The organism is Pseudomonas sp. F-14 TE3623, assembly GCF_053629015.1.
This window is the reverse complement of the sequence record NZ_JBRJHM010000001.1, coordinates 6,570,996-6,587,228: the sequence shown is the minus strand read 5'-3', so window position 1 is coordinate 6,587,228 and position 16,233 is coordinate 6,570,996. Positions and strand designations below refer to the sequence as shown.

The following is a 16,233-nucleotide window of genomic DNA, read 5'->3' as shown; positions in this document are numbered from 1 at the left end:
TTAATCTGTGGGGTAGCGCAAATCCCTTGTGGGAGCGAGCCTGCTCGCGATGGCTGTGGAACAGGCAGCATGGATGTTGAATGTGATGGCCTTATCGCGAGCAGGCTCGCTCCCACAGAGGGCAGATCAATAGTGATACCACTTCACCTCAAGCATCACTTCGTTTTCGGGCGAAGCCAGGTGGCTGAATTCCCGTTGAGCACTCAGGCGCACACCCAGATTGCGCGACAGTTCCCACTGCTGATTCAGGCTCACGCTGCGGCGCACTTCGCCGTTGGTGAAGTAATCACCCTTGGCTTCCAGGCTGAAATTGCCCAGCGGGTTTTTCCACAGCAGGCCGCTGTTGAAGCCCGCCGCCGGGGCGACGAAGGCCGCGAAGTCGTTGTTATGCTCCACACGCACGGTGCCCAAGGCGAAACCGAGCATGTCCTCACCCAGTTGCCAGGTCCCGCCGCCACCGCCGTTGACATGGCTGACCAGGGTTTCGTCATCATGCTTGCCCGGTACGCGCTCCAGGCCGCCGGTGACTTGCCATGACAGCGGCTGCAACAACTCATTGCGAGGCGTCAGCGAGCGGATGGTCGCCAGGTCCAGTTGCTGTAACTGCCAGTCATTGCCTTCGTATTGGCGCAGCTTTATCTGCAGAATTTCGATCTGCGCGCCGAGGGGGAAGCTTTCCATGTTGTCATTGAGGTCGTGATAGGCCATGCGCAGGCCATAATCGCCGAAGGCGCGATCGCCCCGGGTGCCGATGCCAGCCTGCCAGGTGCGCGATTCGTGACCGTCCTCGGGCAAGCCGGGTTGTGGAATTTCCAGCTCCGGGGGCGGGTTTTGATTGATTGCGCGTAGCAATTCGAAACTGCGTTGAGCCCGTTGCGGGTCACGCTCCTGACCATTGGCGCGATAACGCTCCAGACGATAAGCCCCATCGATGATCAACGCCTGACGGTCGCGAGGTAGAGCCTTGAACGCCGGGGTCTGCAATTGCTTCTGATCGGCGCTGACTTTCAGCACCCACTCCTGCTCTTCGGAGGTTAATGGCTCGGCACGGCTGAGCAGTTCACGCTCACGGGACGGGCGATACTCGATCGACTCCACCAACCCGGCTTCTTTCACCGCTTTGACCGTGTCGGTAGGGATAGCGGTCAACGGGAATTGCTCGGTCAGCTGCAGGTTCGGCCGCGCCACTTGCAGCAGTTCAAGCAGGCGGTAGGAGCAGTTTTCGTCGAAGAAGAAGTAGTCGAACTGGATCTGCTTGAGTTCCCAGACGTGTTCGACCATGCGTTCAGTTTCCTGCTGGGTCAGGTTCAGGCGGTATTCCCACAGGTCGCGGTTCTCGAGGCTGCGGTATTCCGAGAGTTTTTCCTGATACGGCACCAGTGCGAACAACCCTGGATAGCCGCCCATCAAGCCTTTCCAGGCGTACAGAATGCTGTTGTCCGAACCTTCGATGTAGGCGCCGAAGTTGATCGCGTAACTGAGCAGCGACGTCTTGTCGCTCTGCACATTGGCCTGATCGATACGCAGCAATGTGTGGCCAAACATCGACGATGGGCTGTTCAGGTAAGCCGCCGGGAAAATCATCACCGCGCTGTGGGGTGAAACATCCTTGAACCATTGCTTGAACTCGGCACAGTCCGGTGTCGGCAGATCGCTCAGCTCAAGTTGCGCCTTGAGCCAGCGGGTGCGGGCCGGATAGACGCATTGTGCATGCTGCTCGCCGGCACTGGCCGGGGCATACAGTGCCTGCACGGTCGCCGCCAGTTCGCGGTCGGGGTGTTCGTTGCCATCGGGGGCGAGAAAGAATTTCTTGTCGCTGACATAGCTGCGCCAGCCACCGAGCTTGGCGGTTTCGTAATGCCCCAGGGAAATCCAGAAGGGGTCGTTGGCCAGTTGCTGCAAACGTTGATTGTCGATATGTGGCGCGGCGGACAGCGGGGCGCAGACACAGAGCGCCAGCCAGGCAAGGCGTTTGAACATAGTGAGCAACTTAAGCCGAAAGAAACAAAGACCCAAAGGGGCAGGCCAAAAGGGCCAGGTTCAAAAAATAAAACCCGCTCCCCAAAGAGAGCGGGCCGGTCGAGCTTAAGCTTGAGTAGCGTACTTGGCCAGACGAGGGTCGCTTTTCAGCACGGCCAGGGTGTTGGTATGCACGTCATCAGCGGTCACGTCAGCTTTGCTGAAGATCTGCTGGAAGTGCTGATGAGTCACAGCGGCGAAGTGCGCACGGTCTTCCGGCGCCACGCCCAGTACCACGGCGTAAGTGGTCAGCGCTTCGCCCTGACCTTTCGCCATGTCTTCGGACAGCTCATTCATCATGCCATTCATGGCGATCCAGGATTTGCCGCCATAGGTCAGCGACGCATTGGTCGAGCAACCGTTGGTGCCGGAGGTCATACCGAATGTTGCGTTACCGGAAGTGCCGTTGGTGGTGGATGCCAGGAAGTGTGCCGGGGTGCCACGCTGACCTTCGAACAGCATGTTGCCCCAACCGCAGTCCGGACCGCCTGGCGCCTGTGCCATGGCGTTGATGGATACAGCGGTGAAGAGAGTACCGAGAAGAATCCGTTTCATAGCTATGTTCTCTTTGTGTGCATACCAATGGACAGGGTGCTGGCCCCTAATGGTGCCAGTGGGCCGGTTATTCGTTCCAGCCGCGCAGTTTGGAGTTTAGGCACGTTCCGGGGGTTCCGTTACTTTTTGCGAAACATTCGTTGAAAAACCCTGATTTTGAGCGGCTCGGCCCCAGGCGGAGGGTTTGTCTGAGCTTTGGCTTGAGGCGCGCCTTGCCAGTGAGGTACGGGCAGCGCCAGAATGCCGCTATCTGCCCCGCCTGATGTAAGGAAGCCCGATGCCTGATCCTGTTGCTGCCAGCTTGCGTCTAGCGCCTGAAGCGCTGACCCGTCCGTTTTCCGCTGAACAGTTCAGCTTCTCTACCACCAATGATCTGGAGCCCTTCCGCGGTGTGCTTGGCCAGGAACGCGCGGTCGAAGCCTTGCAGTTCGGTGTGGCCATGCCACGCCCCGGTTACAACGTATTTGTCATGGGTGAGCCTGGCACTGGCCGGTTTTCGTTCGTCAAACGCTACCTCAAGGCCGAAGGCAAACGCCTGCAAACCCCGGCGGACTGGGTCTACGTCAATAATTTCGATGAACCGCGCGAGCCTCGTGCGTTGGAGTTGCCGTCGGGCACCGCCGGTGCTTTCATCGGTGACATCAATGGTTTGATCGACAACCTGCTGGCAACCTTTCCGGCCGTGTTCGAGCACCCGTCCTATCAGCAGAAGAAAAGCGCCATCGACCGCGCTTTCAACCAGCGTTATGACCGTGCACTGGATGTGATCGAGCGTCTGGCGCTGGAGAAAGAGGTCGCGCTCTACCGCGACAGCAGCAACATCGCTTTCACGCCGATGAGCGAAGGCAAGGCACTGGATGAGGCTGAGTTCGCCCAGTTGCCGGAAGCCGAGCGCGAACGCTTTCATGACGACATTTCCGGGCTGGAAGAGCGGCTGAACGAAGAACTCGCCAGCCTGCCGCAATGGAAGCGCGAGTCGAGCAATCAACTGCGTCAGCTCAACGAAGAAACCATCACCCTGGCCTTGCAGCCATTGCTCGCTCCGCTGTCGGAAAAGTACGCGGAAAACGCAGGCGTTTGCGGTTACCTGCAAGCGATGCAGGTGTACCTGCTCAAGACGGTGGTCGAGCAACTGGTGGACGACGGCAAGACCGACGCCATCGCCCGTAAAATGCTCGAAGAGCAATACGCCCCGAGTCTGGTGGTCGGTCATCCGGCCAACGGCGGCGCGCCCGTGGTGTTCGAGCCGCACCCGACCTACGACAACCTGTTCGGCCGCATCGAATACAGCACCGATCAGGGCGCGCTCTACACCACCTATCGACAGCTGCGACCGGGTGCGTTGCACCGGGCCAACGGCGGTTTCCTGATCCTCGAAGCGGAAAAAATGCTCAGTGAGCCGTTCGTGTGGGATGCGCTCAAGCGCGCCTTGCAATCGCGCAAGCTGAAAATGGAATCGCCGCTGGGTGAGTTGGGCCGTCTGGCCACTGTGACGCTGACACCGCAACACATTCCGTTGCAGGTCAAAGTCGTCATCATCGGTGCCCGGCAGCTCTACTACACGTTGCAAGACCTCGATCCAGACTTCCAGGAGATGTTCCGTGTCCTGGTGGATTTCGACGAAGACATCCCGATGGTCGACGAGAGCCTGGAGCAGTTCGCCCAGTTGCTCAAAACCCGTACATCCGAGGAAGGCATGGCGCCGCTGACCGCCGATGCGGTGGCGCGTCTGGCAACTTACAGCGCGCGTCTGGCTGAACATCAGGGACGTTTGTCGGCGCGGATCGGCGATCTGTTCCAACTGGTCAGCGAGGCGGATTTCATTCGCGATCTGGCGGGTGACGAGATGACCGACGCCGGGCACATCGAGCGTGCGCTCAAAGCCAAGGCGACCCGTACCGGGCGCGTTTCGGCGCGGATTCTCGATGACATGCTGGCCGGAATCATTCTGATCGACACCGATGGCGCAGCTGTCGGCAAGTGCAACGGGCTGACAGTATTGGAAGTCGGCGATTCGGCTTTCGGCGTGCCGGCGCGGATTTCCGCTACGGTTTATCCGGGCGGCAGCGGCATCGTCGACATCGAGCGCGAGGTCAACCTCGGCCAGCCGATCCACTCCAAAGGCGTGATGATCCTCACCGGGTATCTGGGCAGCCGTTATGCACAGGAATTCCCGTTGGCGATTTCCGCGAGCATCGCCCTGGAGCAGTCCTACGGTTATGTCGACGGTGACAGCGCGTCTCTGGGTGAGGCGTGCACGCTGATCTCGGCCTTGTCGAAAACCCCGCTCAAGCAGTGCTTTGCGATTACCGGTTCGATCAATCAGTTCGGTGAAGTGCAGGCGGTGGGTGGGGTCAACGAGAAGATCGAAGGTTTCTTCCGACTCTGCGAAGCCCGTGGTCTGACGGGGGAGCAAGGGGCGATCATTCCTCAGGCCAACGTCGCCACGCTAATGCTCGACGAGAAGGTACTGGCGGCGGTGCGGGCGGGGCAGTTCCATGTCTACGCAGTGCGCCAGGCCGACGAGGCCCTGAGCCTGTTGGTCGGCGAGCCGGCCGGTGCGCCGAATGAGAATGGCGAATTCCCTGAAGGCAGCATCAATGCGCGGGTAGTGGAACGCTTGCGGGTGATCGCGGAAATGATCAGCGAGGAAGACCTCAAGGAAGCCGAAAAGGAGTTGGCGCAGGAAGCAATGCTGGAAATCAAACCGGCCTGACGCACCCCTCATGTGGGAGCGGGCTTGCTCGCGAAGACTGACTAACATTCAACATCAATGTCGACTGTTATGCCGCCTTCGCGAGCAAGCCCGCTCCCACAGGGTTTTGTGTTCAATGCAAAATAAAAAAGCGCCGTCAAAATGGCGTCAATATTCACACAGTGACCACTCGGCACCTTCTGGTCTTGGTTCGCGTGCGAGCCAGACTTTTCTTCTATTATCTGCTCAAGGATATCGACAGTAATCACTGGATCGAGACAGCCTTCCCGTGGAGGCTGAAGACCGGATCTACCGAGGGTCGCCGCCATGTCGCGCAACCTCTGCCTCACCCGTCAATGCCTGGGTCTTGTGACCCGTATCGAATGTGCTATCCGCCCGCTGGCGGGAGATACGGGCATGTGGACCTTACTCTTCGCCGCCGGAATGGCCGGCGAGCAGCCTTCTGCTATCAAAGCCCAAGGCCCGTTCCGTGGACCTGTCGTGGCTGAATCGATCCTCGACACTATTGTTGAAAGTCTGACTTTGCATGGTTACGAACTGGCCGACGACCCGCAAATCTGGTGTCTGCATCTGCAAGCCCAATTGCGAGAGATCAATGGCGGTCGTTATCGCAACCTTAGCGGTCCCGAGTTTCGTCCCGAGCACTGAACAGACTATTGATCAAGGTTGCCTGACTCAGCCTTGTCGAGTTTGACCTCAAACCCATATTGCACAGTGGTGAGGTTGGTTCGCTGATAAGTTTCCAGACGTGTGGGCTGGCCATAGAGGTAATGCACTGCAAATAACGCCGGGCCTTGCGCGCTGGCGTCGTGACTGACCGAAAGAATCTCTTTCAAATAGTTGCCACTGTCGTCCTTGGCGAAAAAACGCCAGTCCTGGGCTGGAAACAGCTTCAAATCCACCACCAACGCATTCCCTTTGAGCTCAAGGCCTTTGGGCAATTGGCGGGCGTCGTACGATTGCTGGTCGACAGTCGCCAGGAACTGCGGCATAGAGCCCACGGCGTAGGCCGGTGTTTCCGGAAACAGGTTCAGATCATAGGTGATGGCGCCGCGTATCGGATCGACCTGATACGCCTCCGGCGGCAGCTCTATCGGCCCGTCGCGCTGACCATTGCGATCTTGGGTGAAGAACGTCACCGGGCTTTCGCCGGGATTGAAAGAGGTGCCGAGCAGTTCGTCATTGAAGCTTCTGGGGTGATCGAATTCGATGCGCGCGGCACTCGGGTCATCCACCGACTGACTGATGCTGATGCTTTTTTTCAGTTGTTCCTCGCCCAGCGTTGCGCCTTTGAGCCAGGTCGCGGCCTGGTCGTCATACACCACCACCGGCAAGGTCAGTGGCTGGATGGTTTTTTCCGTGGTGTGCGGGTCGAAGCGGAGTATCGGCAGGTTCAGGTCCTTGTGGGTCACCGTGACCGCCGAGAAGTCCAGCAGGCTGACTTCGACGGTGTCGATCGGCCCGTTGAAGTAGACCTTGGTGTAATGCCGGGTTTGTTGCTTTTCGAACGCGCGCTGCTCGTCATCAAGCTGTTTTTCGAACGCTTCGCTCCAGGCCTTCTGCTGTTGCATCTGTGTCAGTTGTTTTTGATAAAACGCAATTTGCGCGGCGGTTTCGTTGATCGCCCCTGAGCGAGAGATGAATTGCCCGGTGGCGTCCCTGGCCTGAACGATCAATGGGTTGAGTGATATGTCACGTATCTCGGGGGCCAGCGGTGCGCTGTTATTGAATTCGATTTCGGCGTAGTTATTGTCCAATTTCAATAAGGTGACACTGAGATTGTCGTTAGTGCGAGTCTGGCCGACGTCCTTTTTCGTCAGGTCGAAGCTGTAGAGCCTGCGTGGGGCGATGACTTCCACCTTGCCTTGCAGGCTCACCGGTTGTGGCTGGCTCTTCTTATCCACATCCAGGCCTTCGATGAAGGGGTAGGTCACCGTCAAATCATCGGGGTTGGTCAGGTTGGAGCTCGACGGGCTCAGCTGAATGCCGGGATCGGTTTCCGACCATTCCGGCTGGAACGGGATGACGCGCTTGTTACTCAGGGTCACCGATTGCCATTCCAGGCCATGAGGAAAAAGGAACGCGCCAGGAATGTTGAAGTTGAAGGGGAATACCGGCTGCAGGTCGGTCAGGTAATCCGAGCTGGACTCCTTGTGCAGCACGAACAGGCCGTTGATGTAGGTGTCGACCAGCGCCTGGGGCGTGGGGTAGTGCTTGAGCACGGCGAGAGCGTCTTCGCCGTATTCGGTGACTACTGGTTTGGTGTCGAGCTTCAGTTGCGCGCGCTCGAGTAATAACAGCGAACCGCCTAGCTCAGCCACGGCATCCTTGAGTTTTGGATCCTCGATCGTCTCCAGGGACTGTTCGAACTGTGCGATCTTTTCTTCGAGGCTGACCTGACGTTTCTCATCGCTGGGTGAACAACCACCCAGCAACAACGTGAGGCAAAGTCCGGCACTCGTTAAAGGCAATCGCACATCCATTTCCAGTTTTCCTGTCCGACGTTGCTGACCGTTCAATGATCTGGACACTAGCAGAAAAACTTTGTCACACACACGCAGGTTGCGGATTTTCCGGCGGTTTCTGGGTGTAACAGGTGGCTGTTATACTCGCCGCCATTTCCAGCCCCTTGTGTGAGATTCAATGGAACGCTTTATCGAAAATGCAATGTACGCCTCCCGCTGGTTACTGGCGCCGATCTATTTCGGTTTGTCCCTGGGCTTGCTGGCGTTGGCACTGAAATTCTTCCAGGAAGTCTTCCACGTCATTCCTAACGTGTTCTCGATGGCCGAGTCGGATCTGATTCTGGTCCTGCTGTCGCTGATCGACATGGCGCTGGTGGGCGGCTTGTTGGTGATGGTGATGATCTCCGGTTACGAGAACTTCGTTTCTCAGCTGGATATCGACGACAGCAAGGAAAAGCTCAACTGGCTGGGCACCATGGATTCGTCTTCGTTGAAGATGAAGGTCGCGGCGTCCATCGTGGCGATTTCGTCCATCCACTTGCTACGGATCTTCATGGACGCCAAGAACGTCGATCCCGAGCATTTGAAGTGGTACGTGGTCATCCACATGACCTTCGTGGTGTCGGCGTTTGCCATGGGTTATCTGGACAAGCTGACCAAGCACTGATCGACTGATCCCTGTGGGCGCGTGGCTTGCCCGCGATGGCATCACTGCGGTTTATTGTCAGACCGAGGTGATGTCATCGCGGGCAAGCCACGCTCCCACAGAATTGCCAAAACAGACGGGCGGTGTTGTTTGTAGCTTGTACTTTGGCCCGTCGAGGCCTATCCATGTAGAGATCCTGGCTCGCCACTGCGTGAGGTGCGTTCATGAACCTGCAAGAGTTGAATGCGTATGCCATCGCCGGAAAGGTCGATGAGCTGAACCTGATCTCGGTAGATGGCGTGATCTACGTGCTGGAGGCTCGTATGCATGGTTCGGCGTATCCATTGCGCGATACCCACGGCGAAATAATGCATCTGCGCTCGGTCGAGCATGCGCGTGACATGCTTCATGCCTTTCCCAAGTTGTCGTTCAACGTTATGCATGCGTCGGTCCATGACGAAATGTGCGGTGCCAGCACCGAGGAAAGCCTGAAAGTACCGATCACCTTCCGTTCTGTGTGACAGCGCTGGCGCCGCTCATCAACGACGGCATCTGTGCTAGTCTGCTCGCCCTTTTGATTCCGGGCGCGTTCCGGGACGCGCTGTGCACGCACGGCAAGTTCCAGGGCCGTCCGCACAGCGGAGCAGTGTCATGTCCGAAGTAAATCTGTCCACCGACGAAACCCGGGTCAGCTACGGCATTGGCCGTCAGTTGGGCGACCAGCTGCGTGACAACCCGCCACCGGGCGTTAGCCTGGACGCGATTCTGGCTGGTCTGACCGACGCGTTCGCCGGCAAGCCAAGCCGTGTGGGTCAGGAAGAAATGTCTGCCAGCTTCAAGGTGATCCGCGAAATCATGCAAGCCGAAGCTGCAGCCAAGGCTGAAGCCGCTGCGGGCGAAGGTCTGGCTTTCCTGGCTGAAAACGCCAAGCGCGAAGGCATCACCACGCTGGCTTCCGGCCTGCAATTCGAAGTGCTGACTCAAGGTGAAGGCGCCAAGCCAACCCGTGAAGATCAAGTGCGCACTCACTACCACGGCACCCTGATCGACGGCACTGTGTTCGACAGCTCCTACGATCGCGGTCAGCCTGCCGAATTCCCGGTTGGCGGCGTCATCGCTGGCTGGACCGAAGCCCTGCAACTGATGAATGCCGGCAGCAAATGGCGTCTGTACGTGCCGAGCGAACTGGCTTACGGCGCTCAAGGCGTTGGCAGCATTCCGCCGCACAGCGTACTGGTATTCGACGTCGAACTGCTCGACGTTCTGTAATGCCCGGTCTGTCGTTATGACGGGCTAATGTGGGAGCGAGCAGGCTCGCTCCCACAGCTTTTTACGTTGTCTCATAGTTCGATCTTATGGTTCAGATCGCTGGTCGGGCGCAATGCCCGGGCATAGCAGAACAGAAACAGATTGCGCACCAGCTCCTTGAGCACCACCGGCTCGCTGGAACTCAGGCCGTTGACGTCCAGATCACCCTGATCCTGTAGCTCGTTCAAGGCTTCTTCTTCAAGCACTGCACAGACTTCCCCGGTTTCCCGATGCAGGATCCTGAGGTAGGGGTGTGGGCGGTCCAGCCAGGCATCGATCAAATAAGTCATGGGTCTCATCTCCATTGATGGGTTTCAATGAGAATAATTCTTATTCATCAAATAGCAAGGGTCTATTGGCGGTTTGTGTTTTTTTCTGCAGGGAAATTGCTGAGCATCAAAACGACTGGCGTTTGGCTACTGCGCGGGAATGCTGGGTGATGCGGGGAAGGGCGAAGCACCATCCCACGCCGGGCGCGGGATGGAATACAGCAGATTCAGACTTTTCTGACGAACTCGGATTTGAGTTTCATCGGGCCGATGCCATCGATCTTGCAGTCGATGTCGTGGTCGCCATTGCACAGGCGGATGTTCTTGACCTTGGTACCGACCTTGACCACCAGCGACGTGCCTTTGACCTTGAGGTCCTTGATCACGGTGATGGTATCGCCGTCCTGCAGGACATTGCCGACCGAATCCTTTTTCACGGTGTCATCGGAGGCCACTTCGGCTTCGCCACTGGCGGACCACTCGTGGGCGCACTCCGGGCAGATCAGCTGTGCGCCGTCTTCATAGGTGTATTCGGAATTGCATTTCGGGCAGGGTGGCAACGTGCTCACTAAAGCTCCTTGGATTCAGGATGGCTAAAAAGCGCACATTATATAGGGTTTTGTTGCAGGAGGGGGCTGACAGCAAAAGATCGCAGCCTTCGGCAGCTCCTACGGGGGTTTGTATACACCTGTAGGAGCTGCCGAAGGCTGCGATCTTTTGATCTTGCCGTGAATGTCAGTGCGTACGGGCGACCGCAAACTCGCTCAATTCCACCAACGCATCGCGGTATTCGCTGGCGGGCAGGGCGTCGAGGCACTTGATCGCACGGGCCACGTAGTCGCGGGCCAGTTGCGCGGTGTAGTCCAGCGAGCCGGAAGCTTCAACGGCTTCGCGAATGCTTTCCAGGTCTTCGATGCCACCTTTCTGGATCGCCTGACGAACCAGTGCGGCCTGCTCCGGAGTGCCTTCGCGCATGGTGTAGATCAGCGGCAGAGTCGGTTTACCTTCGGCCAGATCGTCGCCGACGTTCTTGCCCAGGGTTTCGGCGTCGCCACGGTAATCCAGCAGGTCGTCGACCAATTGGAAGGCTACCCCCAGGTGATCGCCGAAGGTGCGCAGTGCTTCGCTCTGTTCCGGCGAGGCACCGGCCAGAGCGGCGGCACTGTGGGTCGAGGCTTCGAAGAGCATCGCGGTTTTGCCGCGGATGACTTCCATGTAGGTTTCTTCGGTGGTGCTGGCGTCGCGGACCTTCGACAGCTGCAACACTTCGCCTTCGGCGATGATGCGCGTGGCTTGCGAAAGGATTTTCATCACCGGCATGGAGCCCAGTTCGACCATCATTTCGAAAGAACGCGAATACAGGAAGTCGCCCACCAGCACGCTCGGTGCGTTGCCCCACATGGCGTTGGCGGTCGAGCGGCCTCGGCGCATGCCGGACATATCGACGACGTCGTCGTGCAGCAGGGTGGCGGTGTGCAGGAACTCGATGGTCGCGGCCAACAGGCGCAGGTCATCGCCTTCGCGGCCGAGTGCCTTGCCGCACAGCAGCACGAGCAACGGGCGCAGGCGTTTACCGCCAGCCGAGGTAATGTAGTCGCCGATTTTCGATACCAGCGGCACTCGGGAAGTCAGCTGTTTCTTGATGATGCCGTCGACGGCGCTAAAATCGTCCGCCACCGCGCGGTAGAAAGCTTGGGGTTGCATCAGCGACAGTTGCTCCAGAAGGGTTGCGCGGCATGCTAGGACCCACGTCCGGGCCTGTCAAGGCACGATGGACAGCCTCTTGCATCGCCCCGGCAGCTTGCGTACAATCGCGCACCCTGAACTTCCTGGGCAGCACCTGCCTTACGCAATTGCAAAAAGGCCTTCCAGCCTTATGCAGCCATGCCAGCCAATACCTCTTCTTATAAAGAGCTGGGTGAGCAGGATTATCGGAGAAATACCATGTCTTATGCAGTAATCGTTACTGGTGGCAAGCAGTACAAAGTTGCTCCAGGTGAATACCTGAAGATCGAAAAACTGGAAATCGCTACCGGCGAATCCGTTACTTTTGATCGCGTTCTGTTGGTTGCCAATGGCGACGACGTGAATATCGGCGCTCCAGTTGTTCCTGGCGCTACCGTTGTGGCTGAAGTGATCTCCCAAGGTCGTCACGATAAAGTCCGCATCATCAAGTTCCGTCGCCGTAAGCACCACATGAAGCGTATGGGCCACCGCCAGTGGTACACCGAGATCAAAATCACCGGTATTCAGGCTTAATTTCAGCCTAATTCCTCACTAGGAGAATTGAACTCATGGCACACAAAAAAGCTGGTGGTAGTACCCGTAACGGTCGCGACTCAGAAGCCAAACGCCTTGGCGTGAAGATGTATGGCGGCCAGGTTATCATTCCGGGCAACATCATCGTGCGTCAGCGCGGCACCCAATTCCACGCTGGCTACGGCGTTGGCATGGGCAAAGATCACACTCTGTTCGCTAAAATCGACGGCGTGATCAAGTTCGAAGTAAAAGGCGCCTTCGGTCGTCGTTACGTAAGCATTGTCCCGAAGACTGACGTCGTCGCGGCATAATTACGTAGTTGCTGGAAAAGCCCTGTCTTGCGACGGGGCTTTTTCGTTTGTGGGGTGAGTCTCTTGCAAAGCTGTTTGTGATGGGCTCCAGCGCTGTATTGGCGGTCGTTGATTGAGGTCGCTGCGCTCATTTTTGCAAGAGTCTTATGTCTAGGTTTTTTCGGCTCGTCCGTATGGCGAGAGGCGTTTTGTTATGAAGTTTGTTGATGAAGTATCGATTCGAGTAAAGGCCGGGGACGGCGGCAACGGTTGCATGAGCTTCCGTCGCGAAAAATTCATTGAAAACGGCGGCCCGAACGGCGGTGATGGTGGTGATGGTGGCTCGGTCTACATGGTCGCCGACGAAAACCTTAACACCCTGGTGGACTACCGTTACACCCGGCACTTCGATGCCGAGCGCGGTTCCAACGGTGGCAGCACTGACTGCACCGGCAAGAAAGGTGAGGAGCTGGTGCTGCGCGTTCCGGTCGGTACTACCGTCATCGATTCCGCGACTCAGGAAGTGATCGGCGACCTGACCAAGGCCGGCCAGCGTCTGCTGGTGGCTCATGGCGGCTGGCACGGTCTGGGTAACACTCGTTTCAAATCCAGCACCAACCGGGCGCCGCGCCAGACCACGCCGGGCAAGCCGGGTGAGCAGCGCGACCTGAAGCTGGAAATGAAGGTGTTGGCGGACGTCGGTCTGCTTGGTTTGCCGAACGCCGGCAAAAGTACCTTTATTCGCTCGGTATCGGCCGCCAAGCCGAAAGTCGCCGATTATCCGTTCACTACCTTGGTGCCGAACCTGGGTGTGGTCAGCGTCGATCGCTGGAAGAGCTTCGTGGTGGCGGACATTCCGGGCCTGATCGAAGGTGCTTCCGAGGGCGCGGGCCTGGGGATTCGTTTCCTCAAGCACTTGTCGCGTACCCGTCTGCTGCTGCACCTTGTCGACATGGCGCCGCTGGATGACACCAGTGCTCCGGATGCTGCTGAAGTGATCGTCAGCGAGCTGACCAAGTTCAGCCCGTCCCTGGCTGAGCGTGATCGCTGGCTGGTGCTGAACAAGTGCGACCAGATCCTTGAAGAAGAGCACGACGCTCGCGTCAAGGAAATCGTTGATCGTCTGGAGTGGACCGGTCCGGTCTACGTGATCTCCGCGATCGCCAAGCAAGGCACTGAGCGTCTTTGTCATGACATCATGCGTTACCTGGAAGATCGTGCCGATCGTCTGGCTAACGATCCGGCCTACAAGGAAGAGTTGGCCGAACTCGATCAGTGCATCGAAGATGAGGCGCGCGCTCAGTTGCAGGCGCTGGATGATCAGCGTGCCCTGCGTCGCAGTGGCGTGAAGTCGGTCCATGACATCGGTGACGATGATTGGGACGAAGAAGATGTGGATGACGAAGACGGTCCGGAAATCATTTACGTGCGTGACTGATTCGTTGCGATAAACTTAAACGCCGCTCACTGGAGCGGCGTTTTAGTATCTGGAAATCGGTAGTCACGAATAACGTTACGGGCAGCGCTGGGTCGTGCTGTCCTCAAGCTAAGGTTGAAGATGATGCGGAGCAAGGTGACAGGTGCGCAGCGTTGGGTCGTGAAGATCGGCAGCGCTTTGCTGACGGCGGACGGCAAGGGCCTGGATCGCGCGGCAATGGGTGTCTGGGTTGAGCAGATGGTTGCCCTGCACGAGGCGGGTGTTGAGCTGGTGCTGGTGTCCTCCGGGGCAGTGGCGGCGGGTATGAGCCGTCTGGGTTGGACTGTACGACCCAGTGCAATGCACGAGTTGCAGGCCGCTGCCGCCATCGGTCAGATGGGGTTGGTGCAGGCCTGGGAGTCGAGCTTTGCCGAGCATGGTCGGCACACCGCGCAGATTCTCCTGACGCACGACGATTTGTCCGACCGCAAGCGCTACCTGAACGCTCGCAGTACGCTGCGCGCGCTGGTCGAGCTCAAGGTGATCCCGGTGATCAACGAGAACGACACCGTGGTCACTGATGAAATCCGTTTCGGCGACAACGACACGTTGGCGGCGCTGGTGGCGAACCTGGTCGAAGCCGATTTGCTGGTGATCCTCACCGATCGCGATGGCATGTTCGATGCCGATCCGCGCAACAATCCCGACGCCAAGCTGATTTACGAGGCGCGTGCCGATGACCCGGCGCTGGATGCGGTGGCTGGCAGCACGGGCGGTGCGCTGGGTCGTGGCGGTATGCAGACCAAGTTGCGCGCTGCGCGTCTGGCGGCGCGTTCCGGTGCGCACACCATTATTGTCGGTGGGCGCATCGAGCGAGTGCTGGATCGTCTCAAGGCGGGCGAGCGCATCGGCACCTTGTTGTCACCTGAGCGCGGCATGCTGGCGGCGCGCAAGCAGTGGCTGGCCGGGCATCTGCAAACCCGTGGCACGCTGGTGCTGGATGCAGGTGCGGTGACGGCATTGTCCCAGGGCAACAAAAGTTTGCTGCCGGTGGGCGTCAAACTTGTCCAGGGCAGTTTCCGTCGTGGCGAAATGGTGGTCTGCGTGGCGCCGGACGGTCGTGAAATCGCCCGTGGCCTGGCCAATTACAGTGCTCTGGAAGCACAAAAAATCATCGGTCAGTCGTCTGAGGCGATTGTCGGTCTGTTGGGTTACATGGCTGAACCGGAACTGGTTCACCGCGATAACCTGATTCTGGTCTGAAGGAATACCTGAATGCGTGTGGCAAAAGGATTATTGGGCTTGTTGTTGGCGATGCCGCTGCTGGCCTCGGCCGATGAAATTGGCCAAGTGTCGACGGTGTTCAAATTTGTTGGCCCGAACGACCGTATCGTTGTCGAGGCGTTTGATGATCCGAAAGTGGATGGCGTGACTTGCTACCTGTCGCGCGCCAAGACCGGCGGCGTAAAGGGTGGGTTAGGTCTGGCCGAGGATCGCGCAGAAGCATCTATTGCGTGTCGTCAGGTCGGGCCGATCAACTTCAAAGGTGAGCTCAAGGATGGCGAGGAGGTGTTCAAGGAGCGCACGTCCTTGGTGTTCAAGACCATGCAGGTGGTGCGATTCCTCGACAAGAAGCGTAATACGCTGGTGTACCTGGTTTATAGCGATCGTTTGATCGAGGGCAGTCCGCAGAATGCGGTGACGGCGATTCCGATTCTGCCGTGGGCGCACGCTCAATAAGCTAGCGAAGATCCAAATGTGGGAGCGGGCTTGCTCGCGAAGACTGACTGGCATTCAGCGCCTGTGCTGACTGTTGCGACGCCTTCGCGAGCAAGCCCGCTCCCACATTTTTTTGTGTGGCGTTTGCCAAATCGCAGGCAATAAAAAACCGACCCTGAGGTCGGTTTTTTAATGAGCGTGTCGCTTAGGCAGCAGCGGCAACGTTCAGGGCCTTTACGTGGCCATTCAGGCGGCTCTTATGACGAGCAGCTTTGTTCTTGTGGATGATGCCTTTATCGGCCATACGGTCGATAACTGGCACAGCCAGAACGTAAGCAGCTTGAGCTTTTTCAGCGTCTTTTGCGTCAATGGCTTTAACTACATTCTTGATGTAGGTACGAACCATGGAACGCAGGCTGGCGTTGTGGCTGCGACGCTTCTCAGCCTGTTTTGCACGTTTTTTGGCGGAAGGTGTGTTGGCCACCGTCGAGCTCCTCGAAAGACTTTTTAGGAAATAGCAAACAAAATAGGCCGCGAATCATGCCGATGAGTTGATGTCTTGTCAAGGGC

At 57.9% G+C, this 16,233-nt stretch carries 17 protein-coding genes; 10 read left to right on the top strand and 7 right to left on the bottom strand.

Annotated elements, in window-relative coordinates; genetic code table 11:
• Window positions 1-126: 126 nt before the first annotated feature.
• On the bottom strand, window positions 127-1,980 hold the full coding sequence (locus AB7M29_RS30460; protein WP_454248631.1) for an Lnb N-terminal periplasmic domain-containing protein: 1,854 nt from the start codon (window positions 1,978-1,980) through the stop codon (window positions 127-129).
• A gap of 105 nt (window positions 1,981-2,085) precedes the next feature.
• Window positions 2,086-2,574: a DUF3015 domain-containing protein gene (locus AB7M29_RS30455; protein ID WP_007901840.1), complete on the bottom strand. Its 489-nt coding sequence runs from the start codon at window positions 2,572-2,574 to the stop codon at window positions 2,086-2,088.
• A gap of 277 nt (window positions 2,575-2,851) precedes the next feature.
• Here AB7M29_RS30455 and AB7M29_RS30450 point away from each other — a divergent pair, with 277 nt between their 5' ends.
• Complete coding sequence (locus AB7M29_RS30450) at window positions 2,852-5,290, top strand: Lon protease family protein (RefSeq protein ID WP_217858643.1); 2,439 nt, start codon at window positions 2,852-2,854, stop codon at window positions 5,288-5,290.
• A gap of 306 nt (window positions 5,291-5,596) precedes the next feature.
• Window positions 5,597-5,938 carry a PA4575 family protein gene (locus AB7M29_RS30445; RefSeq protein WP_007901845.1) on the top strand — a complete coding sequence of 114 codons (342 nt, stop codon included), beginning with the start codon at window positions 5,597-5,599 and terminating at the stop codon, window positions 5,936-5,938.
• Between the two features lie 5 nt (window positions 5,939-5,943).
• Here AB7M29_RS30445 and AB7M29_RS30440 read toward each other — a convergent pair whose 3' ends face one another.
• Window positions 5,944-7,773 (bottom strand): hypothetical protein, encoded by a 1,830-nt coding sequence (locus AB7M29_RS30440; protein ID WP_454248630.1) that lies wholly within the window; start codon window positions 7,771-7,773, stop codon window positions 5,944-5,946.
• A gap of 160 nt (window positions 7,774-7,933) precedes the next feature.
• On the opposite strand from AB7M29_RS30440, the gene AB7M29_RS30435 reads away from it, so the two are divergent.
• The 3 genes from AB7M29_RS30435 to AB7M29_RS30425 all read left to right on the top strand — a co-directional run bounded on the left by AB7M29_RS30435 (window position 7,934) and on the right by AB7M29_RS30425 (window position 9,670).
• Window positions 7,934-8,422 (top strand): TIGR00645 family protein, encoded by a 489-nt coding sequence (locus AB7M29_RS30435; RefSeq protein WP_007901849.1) that lies wholly within the window; start codon window positions 7,934-7,936, stop codon window positions 8,420-8,422.
• A gap of 203 nt (window positions 8,423-8,625) precedes the next feature.
• Window positions 8,626-8,922 carry a DUF6482 family protein gene (locus AB7M29_RS30430; RefSeq protein ID WP_052967582.1) on the top strand — a complete coding sequence of 99 codons (297 nt, stop codon included), beginning with the start codon at window positions 8,626-8,628 and terminating at the stop codon, window positions 8,920-8,922.
• A gap of 130 nt (window positions 8,923-9,052) precedes the next feature.
• Entirely contained in the window at window positions 9,053-9,670 is a 618-nt protein-coding gene (locus tag AB7M29_RS30425) for an FKBP-type peptidyl-prolyl cis-trans isomerase (RefSeq protein ID WP_007901858.1), read from the top strand.
• 71 nt (window positions 9,671-9,741) lie between these two features.
• Here AB7M29_RS30425 and AB7M29_RS30420 read toward each other — a convergent pair whose 3' ends face one another.
• The 3 genes from AB7M29_RS30420 to AB7M29_RS30410 all read right to left on the bottom strand — a co-directional run bounded on the left by AB7M29_RS30420 (window position 9,742) and on the right by AB7M29_RS30410 (window position 11,682).
• Window positions 9,742-9,999 carry a PA4570 family protein gene (locus AB7M29_RS30420; protein WP_095632313.1) on the bottom strand — a complete coding sequence of 86 codons (258 nt, stop codon included), beginning with the start codon at window positions 9,997-9,999 and terminating at the stop codon, window positions 9,742-9,744.
• A gap of 206 nt (window positions 10,000-10,205) precedes the next feature.
• Complete coding sequence (locus tag AB7M29_RS30415) at window positions 10,206-10,547, bottom strand: zinc ribbon domain-containing protein YjdM (protein WP_454248629.1); 342 nt, start codon at window positions 10,545-10,547, stop codon at window positions 10,206-10,208.
• Window positions 10,548-10,713: 166 nt separating this feature from the next.
• Window positions 10,714-11,682: a polyprenyl synthetase family protein gene (locus tag AB7M29_RS30410; protein ID WP_030129461.1), complete on the bottom strand. Its 969-nt coding sequence runs from the start codon at window positions 11,680-11,682 to the stop codon at window positions 10,714-10,716.
• A 240-nt stretch (window positions 11,683-11,922) separates the two neighbouring features.
• Between AB7M29_RS30410 and rplU the strand changes: the two genes are divergently transcribed.
• The 5 genes from rplU (at window position 11,923) to AB7M29_RS30385 (ending at window position 15,684) form a co-directional block, all read left to right on the top strand.
• Complete coding sequence (gene rplU, locus AB7M29_RS30405; protein WP_007901869.1) at window positions 11,923-12,237, top strand: 50S ribosomal protein L21; 315 nt, start codon at window positions 11,923-11,925, stop codon at window positions 12,235-12,237.
• Between the two features lie 35 nt (window positions 12,238-12,272).
• A complete protein-coding gene (rpmA, locus tag AB7M29_RS30400) occupies window positions 12,273-12,548 on the top strand; it encodes a 50S ribosomal protein L27 (protein ID WP_007901871.1) in 276 nt (91 codons plus the stop codon).
• A gap of 193 nt (window positions 12,549-12,741) precedes the next feature.
• Window positions 12,742-13,965 (top strand): Obg family GTPase CgtA, encoded by a 1,224-nt coding sequence (cgtA, locus tag AB7M29_RS30395; RefSeq protein ID WP_454248628.1) that lies wholly within the window; start codon window positions 12,742-12,744, stop codon window positions 13,963-13,965.
• A 123-nt stretch (window positions 13,966-14,088) separates the two neighbouring features.
• Complete coding sequence (proB, locus tag AB7M29_RS30390) at window positions 14,089-15,207, top strand: glutamate 5-kinase (RefSeq protein WP_038981484.1); 1,119 nt, start codon at window positions 14,089-14,091, stop codon at window positions 15,205-15,207.
• A 12-nt stretch (window positions 15,208-15,219) separates the two neighbouring features.
• On the top strand, window positions 15,220-15,684 hold the full coding sequence (locus tag AB7M29_RS30385; RefSeq protein WP_008068400.1) for a CreA family protein: 465 nt from the start codon (window positions 15,220-15,222) through the stop codon (window positions 15,682-15,684).
• Window positions 15,685-15,868: 184 nt separating this feature from the next.
• On the opposite strand, the gene rpsT is transcribed toward AB7M29_RS30385, so the two are convergent.
• On the bottom strand, window positions 15,869-16,147 hold the full coding sequence (gene rpsT, locus AB7M29_RS30380; RefSeq protein WP_003185593.1) for a 30S ribosomal protein S20: 279 nt from the start codon (window positions 16,145-16,147) through the stop codon (window positions 15,869-15,871).
• Between the last annotated feature and the right edge of the window lie 86 nt (window positions 16,148-16,233).

What these genes read in the sequence shown, in the direction of transcription:
- AB7M29_RS30440 (WP_454248630.1), bottom strand. Translation starts at nt 7,773, where the DNA reads ATGGATGTGCGATTGCCTTTAACGAGTGCCGGACTTTGCCTCACGTTG.
- AB7M29_RS30455 (WP_007901840.1), bottom strand. Translation starts at nt 2,574, where the DNA reads ATGAAACGGATTCTTCTCGGTACTCTCTTCACCGCTGTATCCATCAAC.
- AB7M29_RS30385 (WP_008068400.1), top strand. Translation starts at nt 15,220, where the DNA reads ATGCGTGTGGCAAAAGGATTATTGGGCTTGTTGTTGGCGATGCCGCTG.
- AB7M29_RS30445 (WP_007901845.1), top strand. Translation starts at nt 5,597, where the DNA reads ATGTCGCGCAACCTCTGCCTCACCCGTCAATGCCTGGGTCTTGTGACC.
- AB7M29_RS30425 (WP_007901858.1), top strand. Translation starts at nt 9,053, where the DNA reads ATGTCCGAAGTAAATCTGTCCACCGACGAAACCCGGGTCAGCTACGGC.
- rplU (WP_007901869.1), top strand. Translation starts at nt 11,923, where the DNA reads ATGTCTTATGCAGTAATCGTTACTGGTGGCAAGCAGTACAAAGTTGCT.
- AB7M29_RS30460 (WP_454248631.1), bottom strand. Translation starts at nt 1,980, where the DNA reads ATGTTCAAACGCCTTGCCTGGCTGGCGCTCTGTGTCTGCGCCCCGCTG.
- AB7M29_RS30410 (WP_030129461.1), bottom strand. Translation starts at nt 11,682, where the DNA reads ATGCAACCCCAAGCTTTCTACCGCGCGGTGGCGGACGATTTTAGCGCC.
- proB (WP_038981484.1), top strand. Translation starts at nt 14,089, where the DNA reads ATGCGGAGCAAGGTGACAGGTGCGCAGCGTTGGGTCGTGAAGATCGGC.
- cgtA (WP_454248628.1), top strand. Translation starts at nt 12,742, where the DNA reads ATGAAGTTTGTTGATGAAGTATCGATTCGAGTAAAGGCCGGGGACGGC.
- AB7M29_RS30435 (WP_007901849.1), top strand. Translation starts at nt 7,934, where the DNA reads ATGGAACGCTTTATCGAAAATGCAATGTACGCCTCCCGCTGGTTACTG.
- AB7M29_RS30430 (WP_052967582.1), top strand. Translation starts at nt 8,626, where the DNA reads ATGAACCTGCAAGAGTTGAATGCGTATGCCATCGCCGGAAAGGTCGAT.
- rpmA (WP_007901871.1), top strand. Translation starts at nt 12,273, where the DNA reads ATGGCACACAAAAAAGCTGGTGGTAGTACCCGTAACGGTCGCGACTCA.
- AB7M29_RS30420 (WP_095632313.1), bottom strand. Translation starts at nt 9,999, where the DNA reads ATGACTTATTTGATCGATGCCTGGCTGGACCGCCCACACCCCTACCTC.
- AB7M29_RS30450 (WP_217858643.1), top strand. Translation starts at nt 2,852, where the DNA reads ATGCCTGATCCTGTTGCTGCCAGCTTGCGTCTAGCGCCTGAAGCGCTG.